Source organism: Pantoea sp. UBA7232, assembly GCF_002473195.1.
GTDB classification, from domain to species: domain Bacteria; phylum Pseudomonadota; class Gammaproteobacteria; order Enterobacterales; family Enterobacteriaceae; genus Pantoea; species Pantoea eucrina.
Map to the genome: position 1 here is coordinate 85,103 of NZ_DKTK01000016.1, position 25,201 is coordinate 110,303.

The 25,201-nt window shown below is 57.4% G+C and carries 27 protein-coding genes; 19 read left to right on the forward strand and 8 right to left on the reverse strand.

All coding sequences use genetic code 11. From position 1 onward, the window contains the following. Positions 1 to 13 precede the first annotated feature (13 nt). From B4056_RS13905 to trpS, 5 genes are all read left to right on the forward strand, one after another. Positions 14 to 1,042: an SPOR domain-containing protein gene (locus B4056_RS13905; RefSeq protein ID WP_113655561.1), complete on the forward strand. Its 1,029-nt coding sequence runs from the start codon at positions 14 to 16 to the stop codon at positions 1,040 to 1,042. 94 nt (positions 1,043 to 1,136) lie between these two features. Further along, positions 1,137 to 1,946, forward strand: coding sequence for an adenine-specific DNA-methyltransferase (gene dam / locus B4056_RS13910; protein WP_039380921.1), 810 nt, complete (start codon positions 1,137 to 1,139; stop codon positions 1,944 to 1,946). Positions 1,947 to 2,011: 65 nt separating this feature from the next. Next, the gene (gene rpe, locus B4056_RS13915; RefSeq protein ID WP_039380919.1) at positions 2,012 to 2,695 is read left to right on the forward strand and encodes a ribulose-phosphate 3-epimerase; all 684 of its coding nucleotides are present in this window, start codon (positions 2,012 to 2,014) and stop codon (positions 2,693 to 2,695) included. Then, complete coding sequence (locus B4056_RS13920) at positions 2,679 to 3,356, forward strand: phosphoglycolate phosphatase (protein ID WP_094111201.1); 678 nt, start codon at positions 2,679 to 2,681, stop codon at positions 3,354 to 3,356. The genes rpe and B4056_RS13920 overlap by 17 nt, the downstream gene beginning before the upstream one ends. A gap of 15 nt (positions 3,357 to 3,371) precedes the next feature. After that, the gene (gene trpS, locus B4056_RS13925; RefSeq protein WP_288655051.1) at positions 3,372 to 4,376 is read left to right on the forward strand and encodes a tryptophan--tRNA ligase; all 1,005 of its coding nucleotides are present in this window, start codon (positions 3,372 to 3,374) and stop codon (positions 4,374 to 4,376) included. Between the two features lie 91 nt (positions 4,377 to 4,467). Here the strand turns inward: trpS and tsgA are convergent, their stop codons facing one another. After that, positions 4,468 to 5,646 (reverse strand): MFS transporter TsgA, encoded by a 1,179-nt coding sequence (tsgA, locus tag B4056_RS13930; RefSeq protein WP_094111203.1) that lies wholly within the window; start codon positions 5,644 to 5,646, stop codon positions 4,468 to 4,470. Positions 5,647 to 5,906: 260 nt separating this feature from the next. Here tsgA and ppiA point away from each other — a divergent pair, with 260 nt between their 5' ends. The 5 genes from ppiA (at position 5,907) to argD (ending at position 9,259) form a co-directional block, all read left to right on the forward strand. Continuing rightward, positions 5,907 to 6,479: a peptidylprolyl isomerase A gene (gene ppiA, locus B4056_RS13935; RefSeq protein WP_039380907.1), complete on the forward strand. Its 573-nt coding sequence runs from the start codon at positions 5,907 to 5,909 to the stop codon at positions 6,477 to 6,479. A 101-nt stretch (positions 6,480 to 6,580) separates the two neighbouring features. Further along, positions 6,581 to 6,751 carry a YhfG family protein gene (locus B4056_RS13940; protein ID WP_071669295.1) on the forward strand — a complete coding sequence of 57 codons (171 nt, stop codon included), beginning with the start codon at positions 6,581 to 6,583 and terminating at the stop codon, positions 6,749 to 6,751. Beyond that, complete coding sequence (locus B4056_RS13945) at positions 6,741 to 7,334, forward strand: putative adenosine monophosphate-protein transferase Fic (RefSeq protein WP_039380904.1); 594 nt, start codon at positions 6,741 to 6,743, stop codon at positions 7,332 to 7,334. Before B4056_RS13940 ends, B4056_RS13945 begins: the two co-directional genes overlap by 11 nt. Positions 7,335 to 7,375: 41 nt before the next feature. After that, positions 7,376 to 7,951 carry an aminodeoxychorismate synthase component 2 gene (pabA, locus tag B4056_RS13950; protein ID WP_039380901.1) on the forward strand — a complete coding sequence of 192 codons (576 nt, stop codon included), beginning with the start codon at positions 7,376 to 7,378 and terminating at the stop codon, positions 7,949 to 7,951. Between the two features lie 87 nt (positions 7,952 to 8,038). Further along, a complete protein-coding gene (argD, locus tag B4056_RS13955; RefSeq protein ID WP_094111204.1) occupies positions 8,039 to 9,259 on the forward strand; it encodes a bifunctional acetylornithine/succinyldiaminopimelate transaminase in 1,221 nt (406 codons plus the stop codon). A 3-nt stretch (positions 9,260 to 9,262) separates the two neighbouring features. Here the strand turns inward: argD and B4056_RS13960 are convergent, their stop codons facing one another. Together B4056_RS13960 and crp are read right to left on the reverse strand one after the other, a co-directional pair. After that, entirely contained in the window at positions 9,263 to 11,335 is a 2,073-nt protein-coding gene (locus B4056_RS13960; RefSeq protein ID WP_288655054.1) for a YccS/YhfK family putative transporter, read from the reverse strand. Positions 11,336 to 11,395: 60 nt separating this feature from the next. After that, positions 11,396 to 12,028, reverse strand: coding sequence for a cAMP-activated global transcriptional regulator CRP (gene crp, locus B4056_RS13965; RefSeq protein WP_000242755.1), 633 nt, complete (start codon positions 12,026 to 12,028; stop codon positions 11,396 to 11,398). Positions 12,029 to 12,318: 290 nt separating this feature from the next. On the opposite strand from crp, the gene B4056_RS13970 reads away from it, so the two are divergent. Continuing rightward, positions 12,319 to 12,723: an OsmC family protein gene (locus tag B4056_RS13970; protein WP_039380892.1), complete on the forward strand. Its 405-nt coding sequence runs from the start codon at positions 12,319 to 12,321 to the stop codon at positions 12,721 to 12,723. 96 nt (positions 12,724 to 12,819) lie between these two features. Here B4056_RS13970 and B4056_RS13975 read toward each other — a convergent pair whose 3' ends face one another. From B4056_RS13975 to B4056_RS13985, 3 genes are all read right to left on the reverse strand, one after another. Further along, a complete protein-coding gene (locus B4056_RS13975) occupies positions 12,820 to 13,689 on the reverse strand; it encodes a phosphoribulokinase (RefSeq protein ID WP_039380889.1) in 870 nt (289 codons plus the stop codon). A 61-nt stretch (positions 13,690 to 13,750) separates the two neighbouring features. Next, complete coding sequence (locus tag B4056_RS13980; protein WP_039380886.1) at positions 13,751 to 13,969, reverse strand: YheU family protein; 219 nt, start codon at positions 13,967 to 13,969, stop codon at positions 13,751 to 13,753. Further along, positions 13,966 to 14,988, reverse strand: a complete 1,023-nt coding sequence (locus B4056_RS13985; RefSeq protein WP_288655059.1) for a hydrolase — start codon at positions 14,986 to 14,988, stop codon at positions 13,966 to 13,968. Before B4056_RS13985 ends, B4056_RS13980 begins: the two co-directional genes overlap by 4 nt. Before the next feature lie 60 nt (positions 14,989 to 15,048). Between B4056_RS13985 and B4056_RS13990 the strand changes: the two genes are divergently transcribed. Continuing rightward, positions 15,049 to 15,651 (forward strand): LysE family translocator, encoded by a 603-nt coding sequence (locus tag B4056_RS13990; RefSeq protein ID WP_039380881.1) that lies wholly within the window; start codon positions 15,049 to 15,051, stop codon positions 15,649 to 15,651. A gap of 1 nt (position 15,652) precedes the next feature. Here the strand turns inward: B4056_RS13990 and B4056_RS13995 are convergent, their stop codons facing one another. Beyond that, positions 15,653 to 16,633, reverse strand: coding sequence for a LacI family DNA-binding transcriptional regulator (locus B4056_RS13995; RefSeq protein WP_094111207.1), 981 nt, complete (start codon positions 16,631 to 16,633; stop codon positions 15,653 to 15,655). A gap of 233 nt (positions 16,634 to 16,866) precedes the next feature. On the opposite strand from B4056_RS13995, the gene tauA reads away from it, so the two are divergent. The 4 genes from tauA to tauD are packed head-to-tail and all read left to right on the forward strand — an operon-like array spanning position 16,867 to position 20,288. Further along, positions 16,867 to 17,847, forward strand: a complete 981-nt coding sequence (gene tauA, locus B4056_RS14000) for a taurine ABC transporter substrate-binding protein (RefSeq protein ID WP_039380875.1) — start codon at positions 16,867 to 16,869, stop codon at positions 17,845 to 17,847. 10 nt (positions 17,848 to 17,857) lie between these two features. Then, positions 17,858 to 18,625 (forward strand): taurine ABC transporter ATP-binding subunit, encoded by a 768-nt coding sequence (gene tauB, locus B4056_RS14005; RefSeq protein ID WP_288655061.1) that lies wholly within the window; start codon positions 17,858 to 17,860, stop codon positions 18,623 to 18,625. After that, positions 18,622 to 19,452 carry a taurine ABC transporter permease TauC gene (gene tauC / locus B4056_RS14010; RefSeq protein ID WP_288655063.1) on the forward strand — a complete coding sequence of 277 codons (831 nt, stop codon included), beginning with the start codon at positions 18,622 to 18,624 and terminating at the stop codon, positions 19,450 to 19,452. Before tauB ends, tauC begins: the two co-directional genes overlap by 4 nt. Continuing rightward, entirely contained in the window at positions 19,449 to 20,288 is an 840-nt protein-coding gene (tauD, locus tag B4056_RS14015; protein ID WP_288655065.1) for a taurine dioxygenase, read from the forward strand. Before tauC ends, tauD begins: the two co-directional genes overlap by 4 nt. Positions 20,289 to 20,373: 85 nt before the next feature. Here the strand turns inward: tauD and B4056_RS14020 are convergent, their stop codons facing one another. Further along, entirely contained in the window at positions 20,374 to 22,278 is a 1,905-nt protein-coding gene (locus tag B4056_RS14020; RefSeq protein WP_039380863.1) for an ABC transporter ATP-binding protein, read from the reverse strand. A 115-nt stretch (positions 22,279 to 22,393) separates the two neighbouring features. On the opposite strand from B4056_RS14020, the gene kefG reads away from it, so the two are divergent. From kefG to B4056_RS14035, 3 genes are all read left to right on the forward strand, one after another. Next, positions 22,394 to 22,945 carry a glutathione-regulated potassium-efflux system ancillary protein KefG gene (kefG, locus tag B4056_RS14025; RefSeq protein WP_039380859.1) on the forward strand — a complete coding sequence of 184 codons (552 nt, stop codon included), beginning with the start codon at positions 22,394 to 22,396 and terminating at the stop codon, positions 22,943 to 22,945. Beyond that, positions 22,945 to 24,747: a glutathione-regulated potassium-efflux system protein KefB gene (gene kefB / locus B4056_RS14030; protein WP_094111211.1), complete on the forward strand. Its 1,803-nt coding sequence runs from the start codon at positions 22,945 to 22,947 to the stop codon at positions 24,745 to 24,747. The genes kefG and kefB overlap by 1 nt, the downstream gene beginning before the upstream one ends. A 95-nt stretch (positions 24,748 to 24,842) precedes the next feature. After that, positions 24,843 to 25,037: a YheV family putative zinc ribbon protein gene (locus B4056_RS14035; RefSeq protein ID WP_039380854.1), complete on the forward strand. Its 195-nt coding sequence runs from the start codon at positions 24,843 to 24,845 to the stop codon at positions 25,035 to 25,037. Positions 25,038 to 25,201 lie beyond the last annotated feature (164 nt).

Here is a 25,201-nt window from a genome sequence, read left to right on the forward strand (position 1 = left end):
CGGAGGAGGCGAGATGGATGAGTTCAAACCGGAAGATGAGTTAAAACCTGATGCCAGCGATCGCCGTCCCGCGCGATCCCGTAAAGCGTCTTCTGCGCCAAAAGCCAAAACGCCGGTCTCCCGTCAGCATATGATGATGGGAATTGGCATTCTGGTGTTACTGGTTCTGGTGCTGGGCATCGGTTCAGCGCTGACCGGGCCGGATGATAAACCCGCGGCTAACCGCAGCAGCGGCAGTGGGTCGACATCTGGCGGCAGTGAAAAACATATCGATCTCTCTGACTCCACCTCCATGAGCGGCCAGCAGGCAGCGGCCCCAACGGCTGAAGGCAGCGCGCCACAGAATACGACGCAGCCGGCAGCGGGCGGTGAAGGGCAGGCGATCTCAATGCCTTCCGTGTCATCCACGCCAACGCAGGCGCAGGTAACAGAGGCGCCTGCGAACCAGCAGCGCGTCACGCTGCCGGGCGATCTCAACAGCGCGCTGAGTAATCAGCAGGGCTCGGTAGATGCTGCCGCCCAGGGTGCGCAGGGCGGCTCTTCTCTGCCCACCGCGCCCGCTACCGTAAGCGGCAATGCCGGCAGCACAGCAGGAAAAGCGGTTACGCCGCCTGCTGTGCGGGCGGATAACGCGCCGCGCGCCAGCAGCAGTTCACGTTCCACCGCATCCGGTACCAGCCATAAACCAGCGGCTGCGGCAAAACCGTCTGCGACCCGCGAGAGCCAGACCCACACCACGGCAGCGCACAACCCGCCTGCCAGCAGCGCCAGCAAGTCTCTGCCTTCAGGGGGTAACTATACGCTGCAGCTGAGCGGAGCGTCGAAGCAGGAGAGCCTGACGGCGTGGGCAAAAAAACAGAATCTGAGCGGCTATCACGTGTATAAAACCACACGTAACGGTCAGCCCTGGTACGTGCTGGTCAGTGGCGCTTACGCGACGCCTGCCGAAGCGAAACGGGCTGCGGCTGCGCTGCCTGCAGAAGTACGTGCGGTTAATCCGTGGGTAAAACCGCTGAGCCAGGTTAAGAAAGAGAGTCAGTAAATTGATGTGGGGCCCGCTGCTGCGGCCCCGTTTAAGCGCAGATCTGCTGTCGGTTTCACCACAGCTACAATGAAGATGTAATAACCACGACAGCATGAAAAAAAATCGCGCTTTCCTGAAATGGGCCGGTGGGAAATACCCACTGCTTGACGATATTCGTCGTCACCTGCCACAAGGCGACTGCTTAGTTGAGCCTTTTGTGGGCGCCGGTTCCGTATTTCTCAATACCGATTATGACCGCTACCATCTGGCGGACATCAACGGCGATCTCATTAACCTCTACAACATTGTCAAAACGCGTACGCAGACATTTATTGCGGATGCGCGTCAGCTGTTTACGCCGGAAGGAAACAGCGCTGAGCACTATTATGCGCAGCGGCTGGCATTTAACGCCAGCCGCGATCCCTACCAGCGCGCCGTGCTGTTCCTCTATCTGAATCGTCACGGCTATAACGGCCTGTGTCGCTACAACCTGCGCGGTGAATTTAACGTGCCTTTTGGCCGCTACCGCAAACCCTACTTTCCGGAAGCTGAACTACTCTGGTTTGCAGAGCGCGCGCAGAAAGCGACCTTTGTCTGCGAATCGTACGATGTTACCCTGAACAGCGCTGCTGCAGGCTCGGTGGTCTATTGCGATCCGCCCTATGCGCCGCTGTCGGCAACGGCCAACTTCACGGCCTATCACACCAACAGTTTCAGCCTGCGCGAGCAGCAGCATCTCGCGGAGCTGGCCGGGAAGCTGGCTAAGAGCCAGATACCGGTCCTGATTTCCAATCACGATACGCTGCTGACCCGGGAGTGGTATCAGAACGCGGATTTACATGTAGTAAAAGCCCGGCGTTCTATCAGCCGAAGCATAAGTGGTCGTACGCAGGTGGACGAACTGCTGGCGCTTTTCCGCTAGCCTGTTTCGTCCGCGACCAACGCATTACGTCAGCTGAGACTGGCGCACAACATTGGGAGAATCGGATGAAACAATTTTTACTGGCCCCTTCAATTCTTGCCGCTGACTTTGCCCGTCTGGGTGAAGATACCGCCAAAGCACTGGCGGCAGGCGGCGATGTCGTGCATTTCGATGTGATGGATAATCACTATGTGCCCAATCTGACGATGGGACCTATGGTGCTGAAAGCGCTGCGTGACTACGGCATTACGGCACCGATTGATGTGCACCTGATGGTCAAGCCAGTGGATGCGCTTATCCCGGAGTTTGCGAAAGCGGGTGCCAGCTATATCACATTCCACCCGGAAGCCAGTGACCACGTTGATCGTACGCTGCAGCTCATCAAAGAGCATGGCTGTAAGGCGGGCCTGGTGTTTAATCCGGCAACGCCGCTGAGCTACCTTGATTACGTGATGGATAAGCTGGATATCATTCTGCTAATGTCGGTCAATCCTGGCTTTGGCGGCCAGTCATTCATACCGGGCACGCTGGATAAACTGCGCGAGGCGCGCCGGCTGATCGATCAGAGCGGCTATGACATCCGGCTCGAAGTGGATGGCGGAGTAAAAATCGACAATATCGGACAGATTGCTGCCGCCGGCGCAGATATGTTTGTCGCCGGCTCGGCCATCTTCGGTCATCCCGATTACAAAAAAGTCATCGATGAAATGCGCACGGAACTGGAGAAAGTTAATGGCTCATTTCACTGATATCCGCGCGCTGGCCTTTGACCTTGACGGAACGCTGGTGCATAGCGCACCGGGCCTGTCACAGGCGATCGATCGGGCGCTGGGCGATCTGCAGCTGCCGGCGCCGGGCATTGAGCGGGCATCAACCTGGATAGGTAACGGTGCCGATATTATGATGGCGCGCGCCCTGACCTGGGCGCTGGGCCGCGAGCCGCATGCGGAAGAGCAGCGTGACGCACGCGCCTGTTTTGACCGGCACTACGCTGACACGGTTGAGTCAGGCAGCACGCTGTTTCCGCAGGTAAAAGAGACGCTGCTCGCGCTGCGCGACCAGGGATTACCTCTCGCTATCGTTACCAATAAACCAACGCCGTTTGTCGCTCCGCTGCTGGCCTCTCTCGGCATCAGCGACTCTTTTTCACTGATTATCGGCGGCGATGACGTAGCGGTGAAAAAACCGCATCCGGCCGGCATCTTCCTGGTGCTGGGCCATTTCGGCGTACTGCCGGAACAATTGCTGTTTGTCGGGGATTCACGCAATGATATCCTCGCGGCACAGGCTGCCGGTGTACCGAATGTCGGTATGACGTTTGGCTACAACTACGGTGAGTCTATTACCACCAGCCGGCCCGATTTGACTCTCGACACTTTTGGCGAACTTCTGCCCGCACTCGGGCTGTGATTATCAGGATATAACATGAGCAAACCCATCGTTTTCAGCGGCGCCCAGCCTTCAGGTGAACTGACCATTGGCAACTATATGGGTGCGCTGCGTCAGTGGGTGCAGATGCAGGATGACTATCACTGCATTTACTGCATCGTCGATCTGCACGCGATTACCGTGCGTCAGGACCCGGCCACGCTGCGTAAAGCGACGCTGGATACGCTGGCGCTCTATCTGGCCTGCGGCATTGACCCGGAAAAAAGCACTATTTTTGTTCAGTCGCATGTGCCGGAGCATACGCAGCTGAGCTGGATCCTGAACTGCTACGCCTACTTTGGCGAGCTGAGCCGTATGACACAATTCAAGGATAAATCTGCCCGCTATGAAGAGAATATCAACGCCGGTCTGTTTGACTACCCGGTGCTGATGGCGGCTGATATTCTGCTGTATCAGACCAATCAGGTTCCGGTAGGCGAAGATCAGAAGCAGCATCTGGAGCTGAGCCGCGATATCGCTGCCCGTTTCAACGCGCTTTATGGTGACGTGTTTAAGGTTCCGGAGCCGTTTATTCCGAAATCGGGCGCGCGCGTAATGTCGCTGCTGGAGCCGACGAAAAAGATGTCCAAGTCGGATGACAACCGCAACAACGTTATCGGCCTGCTTGAAGATACCAAATCGGTCGTGAAGAAGCTCAAGCGTGCGGTTACTGACTCCGAAGAGCCGCCGGTGGTGCGCTATGATGTCAAAGAGAAGGCGGGCGTCTCCAACCTGCTGGATATTCTCTCAGGCGTTACCGGCAAATCGATTCCGGAGCTTGAACAGCAGTTTGAGGGCAAAATGTACGGGCACCTCAAGGGCGACGTTGCCGAGGCGGTATCCGGCATGCTGACCGAGCTGCAGGCGCGCTATCACCACTTCCGCAATGATGAAGCGCTGCTCAACCAGGTAATGCGTGACGGCGCAGCTAAAGCGCGCGCACACGCGCAGGAAACGCTGAAGAAAGTGTACGACGCCGTCGGGTTCGTCGCACAGCCGTAAACCGGCGCGGATGACGTAAAAAAAGGCGAGCCTTCCGGCTCGCCTTTTTATTGGGTCGCATCTGCCGCGCGAGGCGACAGTGCCGGTATCATCAGTGGGTCACATGACCGTGCTGACGGTGCTTTGTGACAAAGCCGAGCAGCACGCACATGACAAACACCACGGCATAAAGGCCGTTGGCAGTAGAGAGTGCCGCATGCGCGCCACCTTTAGCCACTATCGGTCCGGTAACCACAAAGGTCAGCATGGTGCCCACGGTGCCGCAGGTCAGGATAAAGTTAACCAGCTTAGGCGAGGCCGCTTTGGTCTGCAGCGAGCCCAGCGTAATGATGGTGGTATAAATCGCGCTGGAGAAGAAGCCCAGCGCGATAATGATCCAGTGCAGCATGCCCGCCTCCTGAGAGGAGACAAACCAGTACATCAGGCCGGTGGCCAGCGCAGCCAGCACCATCAGGATGCGCTGCAGGTCAAAGAAGCGCAGCAGGAAGCTAAACGCCCACATACCGACCATGTAAGCGGTCCAGAAGTTGCCGACCAGCTGCCCGGCAGAGGCGATATCCATGCCCATCGATTTGGTTGCATACTCCGGCACCCAGGAGATAAAGCCCAGCTGACCCAGGATATAACAGAGCGCAGCGATGGAGAGGAACAGCACCCCCACGCCCCATTTCTCTTTTTCCCCACCCTGAACGGCCGCTTCACTTTTGAGAACCGGAAACTCCACCATCAGCGTCAGAACAAAAATAGCCAGGTAGATAACACCGATGCAGGCATATACCCAGTACCACGGCAGCGCACGCGCCAGCAGTACGCCAGCAATAATCGGGAAAATCGTGCCGGCCATGCTGAAAAATGAATCAGTAAACAGCAGGCGTGAACCGCGCTGGCGACCGTCATAGATATGGGTGATCAGGAAGGTACCAATTGACATGGTAATGCCGCTGACCACGCCCAGAATAAACATGCAGAGTGAAAAGACCTGCAGGTTATGGCTGGTCATCAGGCCCGCTACCGCCAGAATCATCAGCACAAAGCCGAAAATCAGCTGGCGTTTCAGCGGCACAATCACCATCAGCCAGGCGTTCAGGAAAACGGCAACCAGAATGCCGGCGTTAAGGAAAGTAAAAGTGTTACTCATCTCTGAGATGGGTAGCTGGAAATATTGCGCGATATTATCCAGCACCATACCGGTCACAATCACCAGTGCGCCAGTGAGCGCATAAGAGAAAAAGCTGATCCAGGTAAGGCCGATGCGATTACGGTTTGTCATGTTCATAACCTGTGGGGGGACGATGAGGCAAAAGTGTCATGAATTGTAAATGGAACTGTGATCTTAATAAACAAGCAGTGAAATAAGCTACGCAAATTTCATGATATGTGTGATTCCAGTCACGCAAATGATTGCGCGGCGGCAAAAGTATGACGTTTGCAACATTCCGGTAAATATAGGTAAAACGCTGGCTCTTGTATTACATGCTCTTTACAATCAATTCTGTTTTTTAAGCCGATCTCCAGGGTAAGGACTCTTTCATGCTTAAACGTACTTTGACAGCGGCGATCGCCCTGTTAGCACTCTCTTCCGTATCTGCTTCTGCACTGGCTGCAAAAGGGGATACGCATGTCCTGCTCACCACGTCGGCGGGCAACATTGAACTTGAACTGGATAACCAGAAAGCGCCGGTTTCAGTAAAAAACTTTGTGGATTACGTTAATAACGGCTTCTACAACAACACCATTTTTCATCGCGTGATCCCGGGTTTTATGATCCAGGGCGGCGGTTTTACCACGGATATGCAGCAGAAGCAGACCAGCGCGCCAGTCAAAAACGAAGCTGACAACGGACTGCGTAATCTGCGCGGTACCATCTCTATGGCGCGTACCGCTGAGAAAGACAGCGCAACCAGCCAGTTCTTCCTGAATGTGGCAGATAACGCTTTCCTGGATCACGGACAGCGCGACTTCGGTTATGCGGTATTTGGTAAAGTTGTGAAAGGGATGGATGTGATCGACAAAATCGCCCAGGTCCCGACTAAAGATGTGGGCCCGTACCAGAATGTCCCGGCAAAACCGGTTGTTATTACCTCCGCGAAAATCCTGCCTTAATCTGTTTCCGCGTCACCTGTAGCGTGACGTCGCTGACCGCGCTCCGGCAAAGCCAGAATTTGCTCTTATACTTAGGGCAAATCTTGTCAGCCGGAGGCGCTATGCCGCAAAAACTCACTGAAAAACAGAAAGCCACTTTGTGGCTGCAGCGTCGTGCTGCCAGCTATCAGGCCAGCTGCAGGCTGTCTGGTTATACCCTGACTGAGCCTGCGGTCACCGCTGAGCAGGCGGAAGATCGGCTTGCTTCGCTGAGGAGGCAGTATGGCGGATAATTCACTGGCGGTACGCGATCCCTACCTGTGGCACAACGATGATGTGCTGAAAAACCGGCTGGAAATTCATGATGCCGCGCAGCTGCGCAAGGCGGAGCTGGCGTTCAGTGCCGCGCGGCTGGCGACGCTGGATCCAGGTCCGCGTACACCGGGTCTGCCGCGTTTACGCCATATTCATCGCACGCTGTTTCAGGATCTCTACAGCTGGGCGGGCGAACTCCGCACCATCGATATCTGGCGCGACGAGACCCCTTACTGCCACTGCGAATACATTGAGAAAGAGGGCAATGCGCTGATGAGCGCGCTGGAGGAAGAGCAGGGGCTGACCGAACTTGATACAGACGCCTTTGTGGCCCGTCTGGCACATTACTACTGTGAACTCTATGTACTGCATCCGTTCCGGGCGGGCAACGGACGCGCTCAGCGCATCTTTTTTGAGCAGCTGGCGCTGCACGCCGGCTATCTGCTGGAGTGGGATCGGCTGGAGCCGGAGCCGTGGCAGAAGGCAATTCGCGAAGCGGTCGCGGGCGATCTCGCCGCGCTGACCGCGCAGCTGACAAAAGTGGTAAGCCCGGCGCGATAAAGTGCGTAGAATAGCGGCGGTTTGATCGACCTGAGGTCATGATGCTGCTGCTGCTTGATAACTACGACTCTTTTACCTGGAACCTTTACCAGTATTTTTGCGAGCTGGGCGCGCAGGTGCGCGTGGTGCGTAATGACGCTATCTCGCTGGCTGAGATGGCGGCATTGCCGCTAAGCCATCTGGTTATCTCCCCCGGGCCCTGCACGCCCGACCAGGCGGGTATTTCTCTGGATGCCATTCGCTATTTTGCCGGGCGGCTGCCGGTGCTGGGGGTGTGCCTCGGACATCAGGCCATCGCTCAGGCCTTTGGCGGAAAGGTGGTACGTGCGCGTCAGGTCATGCACGGGAAAACCTCGCCGGTACGCCACACTGGCGAAGGCGTGTTTCGCAACCTCGCTAATCCACTCACCGTAACGCGCTATCACTCACTGATTGTGGCGGATGGATCGCTGCCTGACGCGTTTGAGATCACCGCCTGGAGCCTGCGTGATAATCAGCCCGATGAAATCATGGGCTTTCGTCACCGCACGCTGCCGCTGGAAGGCGTGCAGTTTCACCCCGAAAGCGTGCTCAGCGAGCAGGGCCATCAGCTGCTGAAAAATTTCCTTGAACGCTAACTTCCGTTTGCCATTCCGTGATTTTTTATGCATATTCCGTGATTATAATTTCATTTAAGATCACTCAATAGCCGGATGAGGTCAGCAATGGCAGCGGAAAACATAGCGGTAACCCGGGAGACGTTTGATAACGTCATTTTGCCTGTTTATGCACCTGCGCAGTTTGTGCCCGTAAAGGGCAAAGGCAGCCGCGTCTGGGATCAGCAGGGTAAAGAGTATATCGACTTCTCCGGCGGTATAGCGGTCACCGCGCTGGGTCACTGCCATCCGGCGCTGGTTGAGACGCTGAAGCGCCAGGGCGAAACGCTGTGGCACACCAGTAATGTTTTTACCAACGAGCCGGCGCTGCGTCTGGCGACGAAGCTGATTGCTGCTACCTTCGCCGACCGCGTATTTTTTGGCAATTCCGGTGCGGAAGCTAACGAAGCGGCATTCAAGCTGGCGCGCTACTACGCCTGTAAAAAGCACTCGCCGTTCAAAAGTAAGATCATCGCGTTTCACAACGCTTTCCACGGCCGCACGCTGTTTACCGTCTCCGTTGGCGGACAGCCTAAATACTCTGACGGCTTCGGCCCCAAACCGGCCGATATCGTCCACGTCCCGTTTAACGATCTGGCGGCGGTAAAAGCCGTGATTGATGATCATACCTGCGCGATCGTTGTTGAACCGATTCAGGGTGAGGGCGGCGTGATGCCGGCAACGCCGGAATTTATGCAGGGACTGCGTGCGCTGTGCGATGAGCATAACGCGCTGCTGGTGCTGGATGAAGTACAGAGCGGCATGGGGCGCAGCGGCAAGCTGTTCAGCTATGAACACTACGGTATTCAGCCTGACATTCTTACGACGGCGAAAGCGCTGGGCGGCGGCTTCCCGGTGAGCGCGATGCTGACCACGCATGAGATCGCTTCCGTCATGGCGCCCGGCGTACATGGCACCACCTACGGCGGCAATCCGCTCGCCTGCGCGATTGCAGAAACCGCGCTGGATATCATCAACACGCCGGCGGTGCTGGCCGGAGTGGAGGCGCGGCGGCGGCAGTTTACCGACGCGCTGAGGGCGCTGGATAGTGAGCTGGACATCTTTAGCGAAATTCGCGGAAAGGGTCTGCTGATGGGCGCGGTACTGAAACCGGAACATGCCAGTAAAGCCCGCGATATTCTCAATGCAGCAGCGGCAGAAGGCGTGATGATCCTGACCGCCGGCAGCGATGTGATCCGCTTTGTGCCGTCGCTGGTTATCACTCCGGAGGAGATCGACGCCGGAATGACGCGCTTTGCCGCCGCGCTGCGCAGGGTTATTGCAGCCTGACTATCATTTCGGACGAATAGCCCGCAGCCAGCGGCCATGATGCGGTCGCTGGCTCCATGCCAGAGAGGAGATGGTGTGCATGACGCTGAGATGCTGCAAAATGCGTTTAACATGCTGCTCGACAATCGTCACCGGCCCCTCATGCAGGTTTTCCGGCGCCTCCATAACGTTGCTCTCACTGCCCGGTCCGTCGTAGGTCAGCCGCTGCTGACAGCGCTGCAGGGCAATTTCGCACGACTGCAGATAGCGCTCTGCCAGAGCCGGGGTCAGCATGGTGTGCTCACGCGCCAGAATAGTCATGGCGTTAATATGCTCTACGATAAACTGACTGTGCGTGACCCACAGCCGCATATCCTTCAGATACTGCGCGTTAAAACCAGGCTCGCTGGTCGCCTGATTCAGCGCATTAAACAGCGCGTTATGCGCCTGGTTAACCTTTACCCGCTGGTAAGCCAGTTTTTCCGGCGCGTGATCCGGCCCCAGCAGCATGCGCAGCGCCTCCTGATACGCTTCCAGCGCATCGTGCGCATTCTGGCGCAGCAGACCACTCTGCCACTGCGGCCATAGCCAGATCATACCGGCGAAGGCGATCAGACAGCCCATCAGCGTATCCATCATCCGCGGCAGCAGGAACTGAGCACCATTCAGCGACAGCAGCTGCAGCGAGTAGACCGCCGTCACGGTGAAGCCAATCATCGACCAGCCATAATATTTGCGCGTCACCAGATAACTGGCCAGCGTGATTGCCAGCATAAACAGCAGCGCGATCGATTCCGGTACGGCGAAACGCAGCGATGCGGCGGCAATCAGCAGCCCGGCAAAGGTGCCGAGCGCCCGGTGCTGAATGCGCACGCGCGTGGCGCTGTAGCCATTCTGGCTGACAAACATAATGGTCATCAGGATCCAGTAGGGCTTGGGAATATTAAAAAACAGCGCAACAGAGCTGCCAAACATCAGCATAACGGCAAAGCGGGCCGCGCTGCGCAGCGCGCCGGACCTGAACGATAGATAGCTGCGCAGGGCGGGCAGCAGCGGCAGGCGCCGCTGGCGATCGGCCATCAGATCGCGCGTATAGAGCGGTTTCTGGGTGCGCAGCACGCGGGCGATGCGGCTGAAATGATAAAGGCAGAAGTGGCCAACCGGATTATCCGGATGCTGCCGCGCAATTTTTTCCAGCGCGCCGAGCGGCTTTTCCATCTGAAAGCGGGCGGGCAGCTGGTGATAGAGAATGGCATCGGCCAGCAGCCTGAGCTGTGCCGAAATGGTTTTTGCATTCCAGCGGATAACCGCTTCCGCATGACTCTGTTCTACCAGCTTTTGCACTTTCTCCGGCTGGTGCAGGCTGACAGCGATATGCTCCTGCAGATCCAGCGCCACCTGAAAAGCGCGCGTCAGCCGCTTATGGCTGTTATCGCGGCTGGCAGAAAGCATATGCATCTGCTGATAGCAGGTGGTGATCAGGTCAACCGCTTTCTGCTGGCGCGCCAGCAGCGGCGGCAGCGCTTTTTCCGGATCGGTCAGCTGTGTCAGCAGGGTATATTTGGCATCGCAGTAGTCAGCCAGCTCACGATAGAGCAGGCTCAGCGTTTCACGCATCGGCTGCTCTTTCCACAGCCAGTACCAGAACCAGTTAAACAGGCCATACCAGAACGTGCCGCCAATATAGAGCAGCGGCGGCACCCAGATCGGCATACGCCCCACCAGGCTCAGCGTAAAGATCGCTGCAATCAGCGTGCCGGGCAGCAGACGCCCGTGCAGCGGACTGATTTCGCCCGTCACGCCAATCAGCAGCGGCAGCACCAGCATAATAAGCGGCAGCGGAACCGCGGCGTTGGTGAGGTACTGGATCAGAAAACTGCCGGTGGCGAAAAGCGTACCGCCCACGATCAGGCGTTTGAAAAAGCGTTTATGCGGCGTATCAAGGCCGGCAATATTGCAGCAGGCGGGTACCAGCGAGAACAGCAGGCCTTTTTGCAGATCGCCACACAGCCATCCCAGCGCGACAGGCAGGCACAGCACCAGCGTCTGACGCAGAGCGTAATTGACTTCGGGATGATAGATGATTCGGCGCCACATCAGCTTATCGCAAACAGAAACGGCGTGATGGTGTCATCACGCCGTGGGGGGTGAAACAGCTTAGCGGGTGCCGTAAACGACGATGGTTTTACCGTGTGCGGAGATCAGGTTCTGATCTTCCAGCATTTTCAGGATGCGACCAACGGTTTCCCGTGAGCAACCCACGATCTGACCAATCTCCTGACGGGTAATTTTAATCTGCATACCGTCGGGGTGGGTCATGGCATCCGGCTGTTTAGCCAGATTAAGCAGCGTCTGCGCAATACGGCCGGTAACATCCAGGAAAGCCAGGTTACCCACCTTTTCTGATGTCACCTGCAGGCGACGTGCCATCTGCGCCGACAGGCGCATCAAAATATCCGGGTTAACCTGAATCAGTTGACGAAATTTTTTGTAGGAAATTTCAGCAACTTCGCAGGCTGTTTTCGCACGCACCCAGGCACTGCGCTCCTGGCCCTCTTCAAACAGGCCGAGTTCGCCGATGAAATCTCCCTGATTCAGATAGGAGAGGATCATCTCTTTGCCTTCTTCATCTTTAATCAGTACCGCAACGGAACCTTTAACGATGTAGTAGAGCGTTTCTGCTTTTTCACCCTGATGGATCAGCGTGCTTTTGGATGGATATTTGTGAATATGGCAATGGGACAGGAACCATTCGAGTGTAGGGTCTGTTTGCGGTTTGCCGAGAACCATTCGCTATTATCCTCTATTGTAATCGTGCCCAAAACACAGGGGCATTCATTCCCTGTCAGGCGATGAAATCGTCCAGCGCGTCCTGTTAATAAAAATTATCCGGGCGGATGTGTAAGCTCTGCTTTTGATTCTGCCCGTCCTCATCAGCCACGACGAAGAAATTTTCAGCTCTGTTTGTAGCACAGCTTTTGCAGGCTGTCTTGTGTTGTCTCGCTTCAGCAGGCGGGCGATTGCTGTTTGCCGGATGAACGCGTACTCTGGCGCAAAACGCCGCTTCAGGAGAAAGAATAATGCAGGCACGTGTGAAATGGGTGGAAGGGCTGACCTTTCTCGGAGAATCCTCATCAGGACATCAGTTATTAATGGACGGGAATTCAGGCGATAAAGCGCCAAGCCCGATGGAGATGGTACTGATGGCCGCCGGCGGCTGCAGCGCGATTGATGTGGTCTCGATTCTGCAAAAAGGGCGTAATGACGTGGCTGACTGCGAGGTCAAACTGACTTCAGAGCGGCGCGAAGAAGCGCCACGTATTTTTACACAGATTAACCTGCACTTTATCGTCAGCGGCAAAGCGCTGAGCGAGAAAGCGGTGGCGCGGGCGGTTGACCTGTCGGCAGAAAAATATTGCTCGGTGGCGATCATGCTCGGCAAAGGGGTGGAGATCACCCACAGCCATGAGGTAGTTGAGCTGTAACAGCTGCCGGTGCGCATACCTCGCTACCCGTGAAACAGGCTTTGCAGGGTCGCCATTTATGGCGACCGATGCCACGTCGTGTGGCAGACATGGCCTCTACTCTATCCGTTTTCCTTCAATCAGCCGCTGCACCAGTGGCATCATGATCAGCTCCATCGCCAGTCCCATTTTGCCGCCCGGTACCACCAGCGTATTCATATGCGAAATAAACGATCCCTGAATCATCGCCAGCAGATAGGGGAAAGCGATCCCCTCCAGGCCGCGAAAATGGATCACCACAAAACTCTCATCCAGTGAGGGGATCTCGCGCGCCGCGAACGGGTTAGAGGTATCAACTGTCGGTACACGCTGAAAGTTAAGGTGCGTGCGCGAAAACTGCGGCGTGATGTAGTTGATATAATCTTCCATCGACCGTACCACGGAGTCCATCACCGCTTCGCGCGAATGGCCCCGTTCGCTGGTATCGCGTACCAGTTTCTGTATCCACTCAAGATTGACGATCGGCACCACGCCCACCAGCAGATCAACATGCTCCGCCACGTTATGCTGCTGCGTCACCACTCCGCCGTGCAGACCCTCGTAAAACAGCACATCGGTATTCTCCGGCAGCGGCTGCCAGGGAGTAAAGGTGCCCGGCACCTGATTCCACGGCACGGCCTCATCATAGGTGTGCAGATATTTGCGCGACTCTCCGATGCCGCTTTCGCCATAGCGCCGGAACGTCTGCTCCAGCAGGCCAAAGTCATTGGCGTCCGGACCAAAATAGCTGATGTGACGGCCCAGATCGCGTGCTTTGCGGATCGCCATATCCATTTCCGGCCGGGTATAGCGATGAAAACTGTCGCCTTCTACTTCGGCTGCATGCAGCCCCAGCTGCTGAAAAATTTTACGGAACGCAAGGCTGGTTGTCGTGGTACCGGCGCCGCTGGAGCCGGTAACGGCGATAACGGGGTGTCTGGCTGACATACGTGTGCTCCCTGTGAGGTCGGGCGATGAGCATTGTTACCATGAATTATCCGGCAGTGCATCAGCCGCGAAACTCGCGTCGCGGCATAATATTGACCGTTTCATGCAGCTCAGACCAGACCAGCACCACCTCGCCCTGCTGCAGCTGGCGGCGCACGTCGGCTACCTTCTGCGCCAGGCTACGCTCCTGCTCACCGTAGTCAGTGCCTTCGCGCAGAACAAAACTTTCAATCAGGTTTTCCAGCGTTGTTACATCCAGTTCCTGCCACGGAATAATCACAATTGCCCATCCAGATAAGTTGAGAGCCACTCCGGCACGCGCTGCTCCAGCCACATATGCGGTTTAAGCAGGCTGCCGCCGACAAAGCCAACGTGTCCACCCTGCTGCGTCAGCTGATACTCAATTGTGGCAGACAATTGCTGCGGCTGCGGGATCACCGCATCTGTCATAAAGGGATCGTCTTTGGCGTGGATGATCAGCATCGGCTTGCGCACGCCGGTTAACAGCGGCAGGGCGCTGGCGCGCTGATAATAATCGCTGGCGTCAAGAAAGCCGTGCGCCCGGGCGGTGATCGCATCGTCAAATTCGCGCAGGCGGCGAAACGCGCGCAGCTGCAGTACATCAACCGGCAGCGTGCCGGGCCAGGCGCGCAGTTTGCGCAGCGCATTCTTTTTCAGCTGCGTCAGCAGATAGTGCTGGTAGAAGCGGGAGAAGCCGATATCGAGCTTTTCACTGCAGGGGGCGAGCGCCAGCGGCGCTGATATCGCCACGGCCGCCTCCAGCGGTGCCTCATTGCCCTGCAGCCCCAGTAAACAGGCGAGCATGTTACCGCCCAGCGACACTCCTACTGCAGCCGTCGGCACGCTGCCCCATTCACGCCGCAGCCAGTGCAGGAAATAGGTTGCGTCTTCTGTTTCACCGGAGTGATAGATGCGCTGCAGCCGGTTAGGTTCGCCGCTGCAGCCGCGAAAGTGCATCACCACGCCAAGCCAGCCGCGCGCTTTGCACGCCTGCATCATGCCGTGTGCATAAGGGCTGCGAAAATGGCCTTCGAGCCCGTGGAACATCACCATGCGCGGTTTGTGTCGCGCGCCGGCCGGATCTTCGCTCCAGGCGAGATCGACAAAGTCGCCATCCGGCAGCTCCAGCCGCTGCCAGTGTGGTTTAAGCGTGACGCGACGCCGTAGCAGGCGCGGCAGCAGGGTCTGCAAATGCGCATTGCCGAAGCCGCGCAGCGGAATAAAGGGATTGCCGGTGGGGCAATCTAAATAACCAGGGATAGTGCTTGTCTGATGCATAACTCGCTGATAGCTTCGATGGGTTGTCTGCTTTTAAGGATGAGGAGCATCCGGATACTCATGGAACTCAGTCTTTTTTTGTCGATGTTAGGTTTTCTCTGGGTCGCGGCCATCACGCCGGGGCCCAATAATATGTTACTTACGGCCTCAGGTGCTAATTTTGGCTTTCTGCGCACGCTACCGCTGCTTATTGGTATCATGCTGGGTATGCAGGTGATGTTGCTGATGGTGGCATTTGGCATTGGCGGACTGATCCTGCTCTATCCGTCGCTGCATCTGGTGCTGAAGATTGCCGGCAGTCTCTATCTGCTCTGGCTGGCGTGGAAAATCGCGACGGCCGCCTATGAGACGCTGGAAACCGAAGACCGTTCGGTAAAGCAGATGCCGTTCTGGCAGGGCGGACTGCTGCAACTGATCAATCCCAAAGCCTGGCTGATGGCGCTGGGGGCGATAGCGAGTTTCAGCCTGGCAGGAGCTGCCTATCAGCACTCTGTGGTTGCGATCAGCATGGGCATGGCGCTGGTGAATCTGGTATCCGGCCTGATCTGGATGGGATTTGGTTCACTGATTGGCCGCCTGCTGCATAGCCCGCGTGCCTGGAAGCTGTTCAACCTCGCGATGGGCGCACTGACCGCTGCCTGTGTGCTGCTGATCTGGCGCTAGATTAGCTGGATGCGCGCTCCAGACGCTGCCAGGGCAGGACTTCATGCACAATGGCAGCATGCGGCTGGCGAATGCGGTTCAGCAGCAGCTGTACGCTGCGGGCGCCCATCTGATTCATCGGCTGCGCAATGGTGGTCAGCGGCGGATTCAGGCTGCTGGTAAACGGAATACCGTCAAAACCCACCACGGCCAGATCTTCCGGGACGCGCAGTCCCGCTTCCAGCGCGGCGTGGATAACGCCAACGGCCAGCACATCTGACACGGTAAAAATGGCATCGGGCGGAGAGGGCTGTGCCAGCAGCGCATGCAGCGCGGCGCTGCCCGCTTCGCAGGAGATATTCTCCGCATACGCCACGCGATCCCACGTCATATTCAGCGCCTTCAGCGCCTCGCGGTAGCCGCTCTCACGCTGATGCGAATAGAGATAGCGCATGTCGCAGTTGACCAGCGCAATCTGTTTTCGGCCCTTTCCGGCCAGGTAGCGGACCGTCTCAAAGGCCGCCTGCCGGTTATCAATAGTCACGCTGGATGCATTAATAGAGGGATCGTATTCAGCACACTGCACCCACGGCGCATCACCAATCAAATCTTTCAGCCCCTGCAGACAGGCGGCGGCATCCATTGTGATCACGCCATCGACGACCTTGCCAGCCAGCAGCGCCAGATAGGCGGTTTCACGCCGCAGCTGAGAGGCGCTGTTGCAGAGCAAAATGTGATAGCCCTGCGCCTCCGCCTCCGCTTCAATCCCCTGCACCACGCGCGAACAGAAGGGGTTGGTAATATCTGAAATCAGCACCAGCAGCATGTTGCTTTGCGCCGTGCGCAGCTGGCGCGCCAGCAAATTAGGCTGGTAGTCGCACGCGCTGATCGCTGCCAGCACTTTACTGCGCGTATCGGGACGCACGCCGGGATGCTGGTTCAGAACCCGGGAAACGGTAGCTTTTGATACGCCCGCCAGGTGCGCGACTTTTTCGATGGACATGGAGATAACAACCGCTATTCAGGTGATGAAATCAGGTAGAGATCAATAACACAGTAGCGATGTGAGCGCCTGACAAATTTGTCACCGTTTCTGTCCGGCCTATTTGCTTTTTTTGCATAGCCTTGCCTGATGTTGATCTAAGAACTGATTGGCATGAGGGATAATTTTTAATTCCTTTATGAAACTTTCACCGCTGGCGACACTGCCGTCATAACTTCACTTCGGGGAACAGGATGATGGCAATGCAAAAAACAATAATCTCGCTGGCAGCAGTACTGGGACTGATAGCGTTTCAGGCACAGGCAGTCAACGTCACCGTGGCGTACCAGACCTCCGCAGAGCCTGCCAAAGTCGCTCAGGCGGATAACACCTTTGCCCGTGAGAGCGGAGCAACCGTGGACTGGCGCAAATTTGACAGCGGCGCCAGCGTGCTGCGTGCGCTGGCGTCCGGCGATGTGCAGATTGGCAATATTGGCTCCAGTCCGCTGGCGGTCGCTGCCACACAGCAGCTGCCGATTGAAGCGTTTCTGCTTGCATCACAGCTGGGTAACTCCGAGGCGCTGGTCGTGAAAAAAGGGATCAGCGATCCGAAACAGCTCATCGGCAAACGTATTGCCGTACCTTTCATCTCCACCACGCATTACAGCCTGCTGGCGGCGCTGAAGCACTGGGGCATTAAGCCCTCACAGGTGCAGTTAGTGAACCTGCAACCGCCTGCGATTGTTGCCGCCTGGCAGCGTGGCGATATTGACGGCGCGTACGTCTGGGCCCCGGCCGTTAATGAGCTGGAAAAAGAGGGCCACGTGCTGACCGACTCCTCGCAGGTGGGACAGTGGGGCTCACCAACGCTCGATGTCTGGGTGGTGCGTAAAGATTTTGCGCAGCAGCATCCGGAGGTGGTTACTGCGTTTGCCCGCAGCGCCATTGATGCACAGCAGGCCTATCTCGCCCAGCCCGAACAGTGGCTGAAGCAGCCGGATAACCTGAGCAAGCTGTCGCGCCTGAGCGGCGTACCGGAAGGGGATGTGCCGGGTCTGGTTAAAGGCAATACCTATCTGACGGCGCAACAGCAGGTTGAGCAACTCGGCAAGCCGGTGAATAAAGCCATTGTTGATACCGCGCACTTCCTGAAAGAGCAGGGGCGGGTGCCGGAAGCGGCCAGCGACTACAGCAGCTTTGTGACCACCCGCTTTGTTGCGCCTTTAGCGAAATAACGGAGGCCGTATGCTCAGCATCACGCATCTCAACGCACGTTACGCCGGTCAGCCCGCGCTGCAGGATATCAACCTGCAGCTGGATAGCCGTGAATTGCTGGTGGTGCTGGGTCCATCCGGCTGTGGCAAAACCACGCTGCTGAACCTGATTGCCGGTTTTCTGCCGCTGGAGTCGGGCAGCATTACGCTGGATGGCAAAGCGGTGACCGGGCCAGACGCCAGCCGCGGCGTGGTGTTTCAGCATGAAGGGCTGCTGCCGTGGCGCAACGTGATCGATAACGTGGCATTTGGCCTGCAGCTGGCCGGTATGGCAAAAGCGGAGCGTCACGCCGTTGCCCGCCGGCTGATTCGCAACGTCGGGCTGGAGGGGGCAGAAAAGCGTTTTATCTGGCAGCTCTCCGGGGGACAACGTCAGCGCGTAGGGATTGCGCGTGCGCTGGCGGCCGATCCGCAGCTGCTGCTGTTAGATGAGCCCTTTGGCGCGCTGGATGCATTTACCCGCGAGCAGATGCAAACCCTGTTGCTGACGCTGTGGCGCGACACCGGCAAGCAGATCCTGCTGATTACCCATGACATTGAAGAAGCGGTGTTTCTGGCCAGCGAACTGGTGCTGCTGTCGCCCGGACCGGGACGCATAGTAGAGCGGCTAAAGCTCAATTTTGGTCAGCGCTTCGCGGATGGCGAACCGTGCCGCATCATCAAATCCGATCCGGCGTTTATCGAACGTCGTGAATATGTGCTGAATCAGGTGTTTGCCCGGCGGGAGGCGTTTGTATGAGTGCAGTTATTGATGAGAAACGCGGTACAGCGCGCACCCGCGGCCTGCGCTGGCCGCTGTCACGCCAGCTGTCGCTTAGCCTGCTGAGCATCGCGCTGCTACTGCTGGTGTGGTGGGGCGTGACGGCGCTGGGGCTGATTGCGCCGCTGTTTCTGCCCGCGCCGCAGCAGGTGCTGCAGAAACTGCTGCTGATTGCCAGTGCGCAGGGCTTTATGGACGCCACGCTGTGGCAGCATCTGGCCGCAAGCCTGACGCGCATGCTGGTGGCGCTGTTTTTTGCCGCGCTGATTGGTATCCCGACCGGCATTGCGATGGGACTGAGCCCGGCGCTGCGCGGGCTGCTCGATCCGCTGATTGAGCTTTACCGGCCGGTGCCGCCGCTGGCCTACCTGCCGCTGATGGTGATCTGGTTTGGTATTGGTGAAACCTCAAAGATTTTACTTATCTATCTGGCGATTTTTGCGCCGGTGACGCTGGCCACGCTGGCTGGCGTGAAAAACTGCCGGCAGGTCCGCGTGCGCGCGGCACAGGCGCTTGGCGCATCCCGCTGGCAATTGCTGCGCTTTGTGATCCTGCCGGGCGCGCTGCCGGAGATCCTGACCGGTCTGCGTATCGGGCTGGGCGTCGGCTGGTCAACGCTGGTGGCTGCAGAGCTTATCGCTGCCACGCGGGGCCTGGGGTTTATGGTGCAGTCGGCAGGAGAGTTTCTTGCTACGGATGTGGTGCTGGCGGGTATCGGCGTCATTGCCGTTATCGCATTTAGTTTAGAAGTGAGTCTGCGCGCGCTGCAACGCCGCCTGACGCCCTGGTATGGAGAGCAACAATGAACGAACGTCTTACTTTTACCGCGCTGGGCCCCTGGATCGGCGCGCAGGTCAGCGATGTCGATCTCAGCCGTCCGCTGAGTGATGCGCAGTTTGAACAGCTCTATCACGGCCTGCTGCGTCATCAGGTGCTGTTTTTACGCAACCAGGTGATTACGCCGCAGCAGCAGCGGGCGCTGGCGGTGCGTTTTGGCGATCTGCATATTCATCCGGTCTATCCGCATGCGGCTGGCGTGGAAGAGATCATCGAGCTGGATACCCATCAGGATAATCCGCCGGATAACGACAACTGGCATACCGATGTCACCTTTATTGAAACGCCGCCGGCCATTGCTCTGCTGGCCGCGAAACTGCTGCCGGAAAGCGGGGGCGATACGCTCTGGAGCAGCGGAATTGCCGCTTATGAAAACCTTTCTGAGCCGGTTAAGCAGCTGCTGAGCGGGTTACAGGCGGAGCACGATTTTAAGAAGTCGTTTCAGGAGTATAAATATCGCCGCACGCCGGAGGAGCATCAGCGCTGGCAGCAGGCGGTGGCTAAGCATCCCCCGGTCCGGCATCCGGCGATCCGCACCCATCCGGTCAGCGGGCGTAAGGCGCTGTTTGTGAACGAGGGGTTTACCACGCGTCTGCTGGGCGTCAGTGAAAAAGAGAGCGACGCGCTGCTGAATTATCTGTTTGCGCACGCCACGAAGCCGGAGTTTCAGGTGCGCTGGCGCTGGCAGGAGAACGATATCGCTATCTGGGATAACCGCGTGACGCAGCATTACGCCAATGCCGATTACTATCCGGCGCGCAGGATTATGCATCGTGCGACGGTGTTAGGGGATATACCGTTTTAACGCGTTGCGGTGGTGAGCCAGGTCGGCATAAATGCCGCCCCTGCAGAAGAGAGAAAAGCTGCAGGGTCGGCATAGATGCTGGCCGCTAATTCGCCAGCATCTGCTCCAGCTGCTCCTGCGCATCCAGCCACGCCATTTCGACGTCTTCCAGCGCCGATTTGCTCTCCGCCTGGCGCTGCAGGGCGGCGGTTAAATCGGCTTTGCGGCTTTGATCGTAAATCGCGCTGTCGGCCAGCAGGGCTTCAGCCTCGCTCAGCTGACTCTGCCACTTAGCCATCTGCTTCTCCAGCTTCTCAATCTCTTTGCGCAGCGGCTGCGTCTGCGCGCGCAGCTCAGCATCACGACGCTTCTGATCTTTGCGCGACTGAGCGCTATTGGCATTATCCTGCTTTGGTGCGGCATCCTGCTGCGCCTGCTGCTTTTGCAGGTCGCTCAGCCACTGCTGATAATCATCCAGATCGCCGGCAAACACGTCCACTTTGCGGTCGTGGACCAGATAGAGATCGTCAGTGGTGGAGCGCAGCAGATGCCGGTCATGCGACACCACCACCAGCGCGCCTTCAAAGTCGATAAGCGCTTCGGTCAGCGCCTGACGCATGTCGAGATCGAGATGGTTAGTTGGCTCATCCAGCAGCAGCAGGTTAGGACGCTGCCAGACGATGAGCGCCAGCACCAGGCGCGCTTTTTCGCCGCCGGAAAAACGCGCGGTGGCTTCGCTGACTTTATCGCCCTGAAAGCCAAAACCGCCCAGGTAATCGCGCAGCTGCTGCTCCAGTACGGCTGGCGCGATACGCGCCAGATGCTGCAGCGGTGACTCCTCGGCGCGCAGATACTCAAGCTGGTGCTGCGCGAAGTAGCCGAGCTTAATGCCTTTCGCCAGACCCACTTTGCCCTCCAGCGGATCGATCTCTCCCGCCAGCAGCTTGATCAGCGTAGATTTACCCGCACCGTTTCGGCCCAGCAGACCAATACGCGAGCCCGGCACCAGATTGAGCTTGATCGCGTCAAGAATAATGCGATCGCCATAACCCGCCGTGACCTTCTCCATTTTCAGCAGCGGATTGGGCAGGCTTTCCGGCGCGCGGAAGCTGAAGCTGAACGGGTTATCCACGTGCGCTGGCGCAATCAGCTCCATGCGCTCCAGCATTTTGATGCGGCTCTGCGCCTGTTTGGCTTTGGTCGCCTGGGCACGGAAGCGATCGATATACTTCTGCAGGTGCGCGACTTTTTCCTGCTGGCTTTGATAGAGCGCCTGCTGCTGCGCCAGTTTAGCGACGCGCTGTCGCTCGAAAGAGCTGTAGTTGCCGGTATATTCAATCAGCATCTGCTGCTCAATATGAATAATTTTATCCACGACCGGATCGAGAAAGTCGCGGTCGTGTGAGATCAGAATCAGCGTGCCCTCATAGCTTTTCAGCCAGCGCTCCAGCCAGATCACGGCGTCAAGATCGAGGTGGTTAGTCGGCTCATCCAGCAGCAGTAAATCGGAGCGGCACACCAGCGCCTGCGCCAGGTTGAGACGCATGCGCCAGCCGCCGGAGAAGTCGCTGACCGGCCGCATCAGCTGCTCCTGACTAAAGCCCAGACCGTGCAGCAGACTGGCCGCGCGCGCGTGTATACTCCACGCCTGAATCGCATCCAGCTTGCCGTGCAGCAGCGCAATCGCGTTGCCATCATCGCGCGCGTTGGCATCCGCTAATTCAGATTCAAGCTGACGATATTCGCGGTCGCCGTCGATAACATATTCCAGCGCGGCTTTACTCAGCGCTGGCGTCTCCTGGTTGACCCACGCCAGCGCCCAGCTGCCGGGGAAGGTGACGCTGCCGGCATCGCTGCTGATTTCACCTTTAAGCAGCGACAGCAGGGTGGATTTGCCGCAGCCGTTTTTACCCACCAGGCCCACTTTCTGGCCGGGGTTAATGGTTGCGGTTGCGTTGTCCAGCAGCACAGTGGTGCCGCGTCGTATCTGTAGTGCGGAAAAGACAATCATAGGCGCCGTGTCGTCAGAATATGGTAATTTATCGGCAACATAATTCGATAATGTTTAGTTGCGTTGAGCATGGTAGCGGAATTCCGCTGCGGTGACGACGCTTTGGAGGGGAAGGATGTCGCAGCCACCAAAAGTTTTGCTGCTTTACGCCCATCCGGAGTCACAGGATTCGATCGCCAATCGGGTTTTGCTGCAGTCGGCCAGGGAACTTGAACACGTCACCGTGCACGATTTATATGCGCACTATCCGGATTTTTTTATAGATATTCACTATGAACAGCAGCTGCTGCGCGACCATGAGATCGTCGTGTTTCAGCATCCGCTCTATACCTACAGCTGTCCTGCCCTGCTGAAAGAGTGGCTGGATCGCGTACTGTCGCGTGGTTTTGCCAGCGGCGTGGATGGGAACGCGCTGGAGGGGAAATACTGGCGCAGCGTAGTGACTACCGGTGAGCCTGAAGCGGCCTACCATCACGACGGCCTGAACCGCTATCCGATGAGCGATATTATGCGGCCATTTGAGCTGACGGCGCAGATGTGCCGTATGCATTGGATGACACCGATGGTGATCCACTGGGCGCGGCGGCAGACGCCTGAAACGCTGCGTCATTTTGCCCGCGCCTACGGCGACTGGCTCGCGTCACCACTGCCGCAGGGAGGAGTGTAATGCAAGGTGAAACGTTACTGACAGCGGGCGTCATCTATCTGGTGGCGGCGGTGCTGGTGGTGCCTGTTGCTGCCCGGCTGGGAATTGGTGCCGTGCTGGGTTATCTGCTCGCAGGTATTGCGATCGGCCCGTGGGGGCTGGGCTTTATCAGCGATGTGGATGAGATCCTGCACTTCTCCGAGCTGGGCGTCGTGTTTCTGATGTTTATCATTGGCCTGGAGCTGAATCCAGCCAAACTCTGGTCACTGCGACGCTCAATTTTCGGCGTCGGCGCGGCGCAGGTGATATTTTCTGCGGCGATCCTCGGTGTGCTGCTCTGGCTAAGTGACTTCAGCTGGCAGGCGGCCGTGATAGGCGGTATCGGTCTGGCTATGTCCTCTACGGCTATGGCGCTGCAGCTGATGCGCGATAAAGGAATGAACCGCAGCGAATCAGGACAGCTGGGCTTTTCGGTGCTGCTGTTTCAGGATCTGGCGGTGATCCCGGCGCTGGCGCTGGTGCCGTTACTCTCCGGCGGCGACAGCGGGCACGTTGACTGGCTTAAAGTTGCGATGAAAGTGCTGGCCTTCGCCGGCATGCTGGTGGGCGGCCGTTATTTACTGCGCCCTATTTTGCGCTTTATTGCCGCTTCCGGCGTCAGAGAAGTGTTTACCGCCGCCTCGCTGCTGCTGGTACTGGGCTCGGCGCTATTTATGGATGCGCTGGGCCTGTCGATGGCGCTGGGCACCTTTATCGCCGGGATCCTGCTGGCGGAGAGCGAGTACCGGCACGAACTTGAAGTGGCTATCGAGCCGTTCAAAGGGTTGCTGCTGGGCCTGTTCTTTATCTCTGTTGGTATGGCGCTGAACCTTGGCGTGCTCTATACGCATATCGTGGCTATTTTGATCGGCGTACTGGCGCTGGTGGCGATAAAAGCGCTGGTGCTCTACGTGCTGGCGCGCATTTACGGCCTGCGCAGTTCAGAGCGTCTGCAGTTTGCCGGTGTGCTCAGCCAGGGCGGCGAATTTGCGTTTGTCCTGTTCTCCGCCGCGTCATCCGCCCATCTGTTCAGCGGCGATCAGCTGCCGCTGCTGCTGGTCACGGTGACCCTCTCGATGATGACAACCCCGCTGCTGATGCAGGGCGTGGATAAGATTCTGGCCCGTCGCTTTAATGACAAAGACGACAGTGATGAGAAGCCCTTTGTTGAGGACGATCAGCCGCAGGTTATTGTGGTGGGTTTTGGCCGCTTTGGGCAGGTGGTAGGGCGTCTGCTGATGGCTAACAACAAGCGCATCACGGTGCTGGAGCGGGATATCTCTGCGGTCAGCCTGATGCGCAAGTATGGCTATAAAGTTTACTACGGTGACGCCACCGAGCTGGAGCTGTTGCGGGCCGCAGGCGCAGAGAATGCGCAATCTATTGTTATTACCTGCAGCGATCCCGAAGATGCCATGACCATTGTGCACCTCTGCCAGCACCATTTTCCGCAGCTGGAGATTCTGGCGCGGGCGCGCGGGCGCGTCGAGGCGCACGAACTGCTGCAGGCAGGCGTCACGCTATTCTCCCGTGAAACGTTCTCCAGTGCGCTGGAGCTTGGTCGCAAGGCGCTGATCTCTCTTGGCATGCATCCTCATCAGGCGCAGCGTGCGCAGCAGCATTTCCGCCGGCTGGATATGCGCATGCTGCGTGAGCTGATGCCAGGCCATGATGACAGCGTGCAGGTCTCCCGCGTGCGTGAAGCGCGACGCGAACTGGAGGATATCTTCCAGCGCGAGATGCAGCATGAAAAGCGGCAGATAAATGGCTGGGATGATGAGTAAGCCGGCAGCCTGGGCTATTCAGGGCCATCGCTGCAATTTGCGGTGTGCAGGGTATACACTTAAGGTTTCCGTGAACAACAGGCGGGCAGGAAAAAATGCGTAAACGTTTTATCGCCGGTGCGGTCTGTCCGCACTGTCAGGAAAAAGACACCCTGGCCATGTGGCGCGAAAACAGTGTCGATGTGGTGGAATGCGTAAAATGCGGACATCAGATGCGCGAGGCCGATAAGCAGGCGCGCGATCAGATCCGCAGTAATGAGCAGGTGATCGGCATTTTTCATCCCGAGTAACGTGCCGGCACAGCTTTTTTTACGCTTAGACTTACAGTGGTGTTGAATTCCGTTACAATCGGCGCCACTAATGCTGAATGGTCTGCATATTCTGCAGGATAAAATCTGTTCAGCTTTAAACCTTTCTGGTTGGTTATTGCACGCAAAAATAGACCAATGAGACG

What these genes read in the sequence shown, in the direction of transcription:
- tauB (WP_288655061.1), top strand. Translation starts at nt 17,858, where the DNA reads ATGCTCAGCATCACGCATCTCAACGCACGTTACGCCGGTCAGCCCGCG.
- B4056_RS13945 (WP_039380904.1), top strand. Translation starts at nt 6,741, where the DNA reads ATGGCGGATAATTCACTGGCGGTACGCGATCCCTACCTGTGGCACAAC.
- argD (WP_094111204.1), top strand. Translation starts at nt 8,039, where the DNA reads ATGGCAGCGGAAAACATAGCGGTAACCCGGGAGACGTTTGATAACGTC.
- B4056_RS13960 (WP_288655054.1), bottom strand. Translation starts at nt 11,335, where the DNA reads ATGTGGCGCCGAATCATCTATCATCCCGAAGTCAATTACGCTCTGCGT.
- B4056_RS13940 (WP_071669295.1), top strand. Translation starts at nt 6,581, where the DNA reads ATGCCGCAAAAACTCACTGAAAAACAGAAAGCCACTTTGTGGCTGCAG.
- B4056_RS13920 (WP_094111201.1), top strand. Translation starts at nt 2,679, where the DNA reads ATGGCTCATTTCACTGATATCCGCGCGCTGGCCTTTGACCTTGACGGA.
- B4056_RS13985 (WP_288655059.1), bottom strand. Translation starts at nt 14,988, where the DNA reads ATGCATCAGACAAGCACTATCCCTGGTTATTTAGATTGCCCCACCGGC.
- kefB (WP_094111211.1), top strand. Translation starts at nt 22,945, where the DNA reads ATGCAAGGTGAAACGTTACTGACAGCGGGCGTCATCTATCTGGTGGCG.
- tauA (WP_039380875.1), top strand. Translation starts at nt 16,867, where the DNA reads ATGATGGCAATGCAAAAAACAATAATCTCGCTGGCAGCAGTACTGGGA.
- rpe (WP_039380919.1), top strand. Translation starts at nt 2,012, where the DNA reads ATGAAACAATTTTTACTGGCCCCTTCAATTCTTGCCGCTGACTTTGCC.
- B4056_RS13995 (WP_094111207.1), bottom strand. Translation starts at nt 16,633, where the DNA reads ATGTCCATCGAAAAAGTCGCGCACCTGGCGGGCGTATCAAAAGCTACC.
- B4056_RS13975 (WP_039380889.1), bottom strand. Translation starts at nt 13,689, where the DNA reads ATGTCAGCCAGACACCCCGTTATCGCCGTTACCGGCTCCAGCGGCGCC.
- B4056_RS14020 (WP_039380863.1), bottom strand. Translation starts at nt 22,278, where the DNA reads ATGATTGTCTTTTCCGCACTACAGATACGACGCGGCACCACTGTGCTG.
- B4056_RS14035 (WP_039380854.1), top strand. Translation starts at nt 24,843, where the DNA reads ATGCGTAAACGTTTTATCGCCGGTGCGGTCTGTCCGCACTGTCAGGAA.
- B4056_RS13990 (WP_039380881.1), top strand. Translation starts at nt 15,049, where the DNA reads ATGGAACTCAGTCTTTTTTTGTCGATGTTAGGTTTTCTCTGGGTCGCG.
- tauC (WP_288655063.1), top strand. Translation starts at nt 18,622, where the DNA reads ATGAGTGCAGTTATTGATGAGAAACGCGGTACAGCGCGCACCCGCGGC.
- trpS (WP_288655051.1), top strand. Translation starts at nt 3,372, where the DNA reads ATGAGCAAACCCATCGTTTTCAGCGGCGCCCAGCCTTCAGGTGAACTG.
- crp (WP_000242755.1), bottom strand. Translation starts at nt 12,028, where the DNA reads ATGGTTCTCGGCAAACCGCAAACAGACCCTACACTCGAATGGTTCCTG.
- kefG (WP_039380859.1), top strand. Translation starts at nt 22,394, where the DNA reads ATGTCGCAGCCACCAAAAGTTTTGCTGCTTTACGCCCATCCGGAGTCA.
- tauD (WP_288655065.1), top strand. Translation starts at nt 19,449, where the DNA reads ATGAACGAACGTCTTACTTTTACCGCGCTGGGCCCCTGGATCGGCGCG.
- dam (WP_039380921.1), top strand. Translation starts at nt 1,137, where the DNA reads ATGAAAAAAAATCGCGCTTTCCTGAAATGGGCCGGTGGGAAATACCCA.
- pabA (WP_039380901.1), top strand. Translation starts at nt 7,376, where the DNA reads ATGCTGCTGCTGCTTGATAACTACGACTCTTTTACCTGGAACCTTTAC.
- tsgA (WP_094111203.1), bottom strand. Translation starts at nt 5,646, where the DNA reads ATGACAAACCGTAATCGCATCGGCCTTACCTGGATCAGCTTTTTCTCT.
- B4056_RS13905 (WP_113655561.1), top strand. Translation starts at nt 14, where the DNA reads ATGGATGAGTTCAAACCGGAAGATGAGTTAAAACCTGATGCCAGCGAT.
- B4056_RS13970 (WP_039380892.1), top strand. Translation starts at nt 12,319, where the DNA reads ATGCAGGCACGTGTGAAATGGGTGGAAGGGCTGACCTTTCTCGGAGAA.
- ppiA (WP_039380907.1), top strand. Translation starts at nt 5,907, where the DNA reads ATGCTTAAACGTACTTTGACAGCGGCGATCGCCCTGTTAGCACTCTCT.